Raw genomic sequence first — 6,229 nt, 5'->3', positions numbered from 1 at the left:
TATGAGCAAAATCGTTGTTCTATAGATAGATGTTCTCTAGTTGTTTGCCATATCCCAGAGCTAAAAGATAAACCTAATAGGTTTAGCCAGCAAGCAACGTTAACCCAACTAAAAGCATACCGTCCTTGGTACAAAGACATTCACTCTCAGGTGTTGCAAGAAGTACCAAAAAAAGTTGAGATAGCTTTTGACCGTTGGCTAAAAGGTGATGCTAACGGCAAAAAATCTGGTAAGCCTAGATTCAAGGGTAAAGGTCAATACAAGACTTTCACCTATCCACAATTCAAAAAGGAGCATTTTAACAACGATAAAATAACACTGTCAAAAATAGGTGCTGTCAAAGTAATTGTTCATCGTCAAATACCAGACGGGTTTGACATAAAAACTGTATCTGTAACCAAAAAAGCCAATGGTTACTATGTGACTTTGAGTTTAGAAGATAAGACGGTTCCAACAATCAAACCTAATTTTGATGCGAGTAATATTGTTGGCATTGATGTAGGATTGATTGATTTTATTGTTACTTCTGACGATGAAAGGATTGTTGCACCGAAGTTTTTACGCAAAGCTGAACGTAAATTAAAATCAGCCCAACGCAAGGTTTCAAGACGTAAAAAGGGTTCTAATCGTCGCAAGAAAGCTATTCATAAGTTGGGTAAACAGCACAAGAAAGTCGCTGATACTCGAAAAGACTTTCATTTCAAAACCGCTAATAACTTACTCAAAAAGTATGATGTTGTCGCAGTAGAAAAATTGAATATCAAAGGGCTAGCTAAGTCACGATTGGCTAAAAGTATTAATGATGCAGGTTGGGGACAGTTTATTTCAATCCTCTCGAACAAAGCCGAAAATGCTGGTTTGAAGGTAATTGCTGTAAATCCTAACGGCACTAGTCAAGAGTGTTCTAACTGTGGTCAAAAAGTTTTGAAGCCTTTATCCGAAAGAATACATAATTGTCCTAATTGTAAGGTCAGTTTGTGCAGGGATCTAAACGCTTCTCTAAATATAAAGAATCGTGGGGCGCACGATCTTAAAGCTCAGATTATGTCTTCATTGAAGAGGTGCGAATCGTTGGCTAGAAACTAAAATCCTTAAGGGTTTGGAGGATTAGCCGCAAGGTACAGAACCTTGACAACTGAATGACCATGTAGGTGAGAGTTATTATCCTAGAACCCTCAAATCCTACCCCGTAGGTGCAACGGTGAAAGCATCACCCCCAGGTTTGAGACTAGCCATCAACGCCTGAAGCGGGGTGAGAAGGTGTTATTACTGACAGCCTAAGTTAGTAAGCATCAAGCAAAGTACCCATGAGTAAAGCCCCGGCTTGAAGATGCGATTAAATCGTCGTAATGAAGAACCAGCGAAATAAGGCTTAATGCGCTGGAGCCAAAAGGCAAAGGATATGGAGTTGGCAAATTTCTTCTTGACCAACAAGCACTTCCAATAAACCCGGCGAAAAGCATCACTCTAAAGGTACATAGTATGGTCATTCGGAACGAGATAACCTCTCGTATGCTCTCAGGTGGTCGAATACCTGAGTAGGTGCTAACCGTATACAGCGAGTAGGGGAGATTAAGTCAAAAGCGAATGTCTGGGGTAATGCCCAGAATATGCAGACAGACTTACGGTGATTTGGATGATAAAGTCCCAAGTAGTGAGTAATATGTCTAATACACAGTCTCAACAACTGATGGTGGAATGGCACTCTATTAACTGGCGTAAGCTAGAGCGTAACGTGTATAAGCTCCAAAAGAGAATTTATCAAGCCTCTGCCCGTGGTGATGTGAAAGCATATCGCAGACTCCAAAAGACGCTGATGAAGTCATGGTCAGCAAGAGCCTTAGCGGTTCGTAGAGTTACCCAGGATAATCAAGGAAAGAAGACGGCAGGAGTGGATGGTGTTAAATCGCTAACCCCAAAGCAACGTCTAGAACTTACTGGAAATTTAAACCTGAGTACAAAGGTAAGCCCAACCAGGCGGGTATGGATTCCTAAGCCTGGGACGGAAGAAAAGCGACCTTTGGGTATACCTACAATGAAAGACCGAGCCTTGCAAGCGCTAGTCAAACTGGCATTAGAGCCAGAATGGGAAGCGCGATTTGAACCTAACTCATACGGGTTCAGAGCCGGACGCTCATGCCAAGATGCGGTAGAAGCAATATTTAGTGCAATTAAGCTTAAGCCTAAATACGTACTAGACGCAGATATTGCAAAATGTTTTGACCGCATCAACCAGGAAGCGCTGCTAATAAAATTAAATACATTCCCCACCATCCGCCGACAAGTTCGAGCATGGTTAAAAGCGGGAGTGATGGATAATAAGCAGTTGTTTCCAACATCTGAAGGAACGCCACAGGGCGGGGTAATCTCTCCACTATTGGCAAATGTTGCCCTCCACGGGATGGAAGAACGGATAAAGCAATATGCAGAAACGCTGAAAGGGGGTAAACGGGATAATCGTAAAGCCCTCAGCCTAATCCGTTACGCCGACGATTTCGTGATTCTCCACGAAAACCTAACCGTTGTCCAAAGATGCAAAGAGATTATCTCTGAATGGTTACAAGGCATGGGTTTAGAATTAAAGCCGAGTAAAACGAGACTCGCCCATACTCTTAAACAGTACGAGCAAGAAAAACCAGGGTTCGATTTCCTTGGTTTCACGATACAACAATTTCCAGTAGGAAAGTATCACTCGAAACAGGGTTTTAAAACAATCATCACCCCAAGCAAGCAGAAGCAAAAGGTACATTACGAACACATCGCTAGGGTTATTGAAGCTCACAAGGCAGCACCGCAAGCGGCGCTAATCACCCATTTAAACCCAATTATTAGGGGATGGGCAAACTACTACGCGACTGTAGTAAGTAAGGAAACTTACTCAGATATTGACCACCTCACGTACCAAAAGTTAAGCGCTTGGTCAAAACGCCGCCACCCCAAAAAGAGCGGGGGATGGGTGTCAAAAAGGTACTGGCAATCCATAGACGGTGATAACTGGGTATTCGCAACCAGGAAGAAAGGTTCAACCCCACTTCGGTTACTAAAACACGACGACACTCCGATAGTGCGTCATGTGAAAGTTAAAGGCGAATCGTCACCATACGACGGAAATCTGGTTTATTGGAGTACAAGAATGGGTAATAACCCAGAAATGCCCAAAAGAGTGGCAACACTCCTGAAAAAGCAGAAAGGGAAATGTACTCACTGCGATTTGTTCTTCCGTGAAAGCGATGTGCTAGAAGTTGACCATAAAATCCCTAAATCGCAAGGTGGTAAGGATATTTACGATAATTTCCAACTCCTACACAGACATTGCCACGATACAAAGACTGCTAATGATGGTAGTCCCGGCATAAAATCCGGCTGTAATAGTGCCGAGCCTAAGCCCACCAGAAAACTTGAAAAAGTTCAGGATAAATGGGTAATGAGGTATGCATGACAAGCACCAAACCATTGAGGAGCCGGATGAGGTGAAAGTCTCACGTCCGGTTTTGAAGACCAACGGGGTTGGTGACAACCTCGTTGAGTTTAATTCTCTGAGAAGCCTACACCGAGCTGTACTCAGGCGGTGTAGGTACGTCACACTTCCCAAGTCTCTAGTCATCTCAGTTTTTCCCTCTGCCCCCCGCTCCCTGCCCCCTTGCCTCTTTTGACAGGTTTATAGCCGATTCTTAGTTGGAATCAGAATCATCGAGAAATAGGGTACTTTATCTGGATCAACTTCATCCAGAGGTATGATGCGTTGCTGTGATGTTGATGCCCGCTCAATATATCTTGCCCGTGATGCTAGCCCTAATTTATGCAGAATATCTCGTACTTTGGTAAAGTGACGACCTAGCTTCATAATTGCTGCTGCATCGGTCATCAGCAGATGTGTAGTCAGTTCTTCTGCTGGTAATGGTGCTGGTAGGACAGTAAGGATATCGGTGTAGTATGTGAAAGGTACACCCAAGGCTACCGGACAAGCCATCAGCGAAGAAACGCCGGGGACAACTTCTGTTTCATACTGGTCACATAACCGCGTGAACACGTACATGAACGAACCATAGAAAAATGGATCTCCCTCACACAGTACTACAACATCTCGACCCGCCGCTAAATGGTCGGCGATTGGTTCAATTTCTTTATCATAAATAGACTTTGCCTTTTCTGGTTCCAAAGCGCGGGGAAGGTGAAATAGCACCTCAATTTGATTACCAGGAAGATACTGCGCCACGATCGCTCTAGCAATACTTTCTTTATCTGTGGCTGATTGATAGGCTAGCACAGGAGCCGCACGTAATAACCGCAGTGCTTTCAGAGTCAATAGTTCGGGATCGCCTGGCCCGACACCAATTCCATAAAGACGACCTTTGTCCATATTCATTCTTCCTCCGTTGCCAGGGCGTTAACTGCTGCGGCTGCGATCGCACTTCCACCGCGCCGACCATGTAAGGTTAAAAATGGCACATTCCTGCTGTCTGCTGCCAGTGCTGCTTTCGATTCGGCTGCACCGACAAACCCCACTGGAAAGCCTAAAATAATAGCAGGTTTAGTAGCTCCTTCATCGAGCATTTCTAATAGCCGGAATAGTGCTGTGGGCGCATTGCCAATTGCAACCACTGATCCTTCGAGGTGCGATCGCCATAATTCTAAAGCTGCCGCCGACCTTGTAGTACCCAGACGCTGGGCAATTTCTGGCACTTCCGGCTCGTTGAGGGTACAGATAACTTGATTGTTTGCAGACAACCGTCGCCTGGTAACGCCATCAGCAACCATCCGGCAATCGCATAGAATTGGCGCTCCTGCTGCTAGTGCTGCCCTTGCAGATTGCACTGCTGTTGGTGAATATCCCAAGTCAGTGACAATATCCGTCATTCCACAGGCATGAATGAGACGCACAGCAACTTTTGCTACATCTGGCGGCAGCACATCTAGGTTGGCTTCTGACCGGATGATTGCAAAAGAATTGCGGTAAATTTCGTTAGCATCTCGGATATAGTCGGGCATTCGATTTGGGATTTTAGATTTTAGATTTTAGATTGACTGATGAAAATCGAAAGGCTCAGATTGCCGACTTCTCTAAAAAGTTGGGAATCTTGTTGTTTACAAATGATTTAGGAATAATATTAAATAACTGGTGTAATTGGGCGATCGCATATCGATTAGCAAATTTCCCAAAGGACTCATCAGAATTTAGGCGTTCAATTTTATATACATATAGCATCCGCTCTATTAATGCAGGTAGTTCGGCAAAAGTTACATATTGATATATTTCACGTCCGAATTTCTCCTTGCTGTCACCAACATAAACGTGATAGCCTTCCAGAGTTCCATTGTCAGCCTCAATGGTGACACCAAGCAGAGTAATATCACTCTTGCTATGCTGGGCGCAGGATTTTTCGCAGCCGCTAAAGTGGATATTCACAGGGCAATCCAGAGTAACGCGAGTTTCAAGATACTCTGCTAATGCCAACGCATGATTTTTGGTGTCCGTGGCAGAAGAGGCGCAACCCTTTTTTCCAGAACAGGCAACTAATGCACTCTTGATGTTGGTTGCTGAGGAATCTAATCCTAAGAAAGCAATTTCTCGCTGGACATGAGCAACCCATTGCTGAGGAATATCTGTTATCAGCAAATTTTGCCAGGAGGTTAACCGAAGAGTGCCGCTACCATATTTCGTTGCTAAATCTGCTAAACCCCGCATTTGGTTACTCTCCAATCGTCCAAGGGGTAAGACGACACCAATGTAAAATAAGCCTTTCTGACGTTGGGGATGGATGCCAATATGTTGATACTTTTCCTCTCCTTGCAAAAGAGTAGAGAATTCCTCCCCCTTCCCTAATAGGTTGGGGGTTAGGTCACTGCATAAAAGAGAAAAAGGTAAACGCTGCTGAACTTTCTGGAGATAATTTTCACAACCTAAAGTATTTAATAACTCTAAGAGACGTAGCCGGCGCTTACCTGTAGTATTACTATGAGCTAGATAGACATCCGCCAAAGCTGCCAAGACGGGCAAACATTTCTCTGGTGGTAACAAAATTCCCATATCGCTGGGTGGTTGACCCTTTGCGCCGACACTGAGATAGAGGCGGAAGTAAACATTACGGTCAACTAAGACAGCAGCAAATAGGATATCATTCAAGCGATCGCACACCCGAATTATCCCACCACCATCAAAGCAAACGCTAAATTTTGCCGACAGTCCCGAAAGCACCGGATGTCGAGCAATATAATCATCCCAATCTTG

General features: G+C 44.3%; 5 protein-coding genes. 2 read left to right on the top strand and 3 right to left on the bottom strand.

Going from position 1 to position 6,229, the window contains the following annotated elements:
- Positions 1 to 1,086: RNA-guided endonuclease InsQ/TnpB family protein (locus tag VE944_RS23420; RefSeq protein ID WP_324982637.1), on the top strand; the 1,086-nt coding region annotated here is incomplete at its 5' end.
- A 577-nt stretch (positions 1,087 to 1,663) separates the two neighbouring features.
- The gene (gene ltrA, locus VE944_RS23415) at positions 1,664 to 3,439 is read left to right on the top strand and encodes a group II intron reverse transcriptase/maturase (RefSeq protein ID WP_324982634.1); all 1,776 of its coding nucleotides are present in this window, start codon (positions 1,664 to 1,666) and stop codon (positions 3,437 to 3,439) included.
- Positions 3,440 to 3,658: 219 nt separating this feature from the next.
- On the opposite strand, the gene VE944_RS23410 is transcribed toward ltrA, so the two are convergent.
- The 3 genes from VE944_RS23410 to VE944_RS23400 all read right to left on the bottom strand — a co-directional run.
- Positions 3,659 to 4,366, bottom strand: coding sequence for a precorrin-2 C(20)-methyltransferase (locus VE944_RS23410; RefSeq protein ID WP_324982631.1), 708 nt, complete (start codon positions 4,364 to 4,366; stop codon positions 3,659 to 3,661).
- Positions 4,363 to 4,989 (bottom strand): precorrin-8X methylmutase, encoded by a 627-nt coding sequence (locus VE944_RS23405; RefSeq protein WP_324982629.1) that lies wholly within the window; start codon positions 4,987 to 4,989, stop codon positions 4,363 to 4,365. Before VE944_RS23405 ends, VE944_RS23410 begins: the two co-directional genes overlap by 4 nt.
- 55 nt (positions 4,990 to 5,044) lie before the next feature.
- Positions 5,045 to 6,229: precorrin-3B synthase (locus tag VE944_RS23400; RefSeq protein ID WP_324982627.1), on the bottom strand; the 1,185-nt coding region annotated here is incomplete at its 5' end.

The sequence above is a fragment of the Nostoc sp. genome (assembly GCF_035638895.1).
Lineage (GTDB): Bacteria > Cyanobacteriota > Cyanobacteriia > Cyanobacteriales > Nostocaceae > Nostoc.
This window is presented reverse-complemented; position numbering and strand designations above follow the sequence as displayed.